1 protein-coding gene is annotated in these 432 nt (G+C 76.4%); it reads left to right on the plus strand.

Annotation, left to right across the window (positions count from 1 at the left end; translation table 11 throughout):
* Positions 1-432, plus strand: a 432-nt coding sequence (locus tag RNB18_RS52485) for a DNA glycosylase AlkZ-like family protein (RefSeq protein ID WP_311721115.1), incomplete at both ends; no start/stop codon positions are given.

The raw sequence follows: 432 nt of genomic DNA on the forward strand, positions 1-432 counted from the left end.
GGCCATGCATCCGGTGGTGCGCGCTTCCCGGCTGGGCAGCCGGTTCACCGCCTCCGGGCTGACGGCCGAGGACGCCGACGCGCTGGTGCCGCAGTTGCTGGAGTTCGCGGACCGGCCCCGGACCAACGCCGAGTGCGAGGCGTGGCTGGGCGAGCGGCTGGGGGCGCCGCCGAAGGACGGGGCGTGGTGGGGGCTGCGGCAGTACACGCCGCTGCTCCACGCGCCCACCGCCCCGCCGTGGTCGTTCGGTCATCGGCCCGCGTACATCGCGCCGCCGGGCGGGCCCGTACGGACGGACGCGGAGGCGTCGGCCGCGTCCCTGCGGACGCTGGTCGTGCGCTACCTCGAAGGGTTCGGTCCCGCGTCGGTGCTGGACGTGGCCCAGTTCGCCATGGTCACACGGACCCGGGCGAGGGCGGCGCTGGCGGAGCT

This window comes from Streptomyces doebereineriae (assembly GCF_031845645.1).
Classification (GTDB): Bacteria; Actinomycetota; Actinomycetes; order Streptomycetales; family Streptomycetaceae; genus Streptomyces; species Streptomyces canus.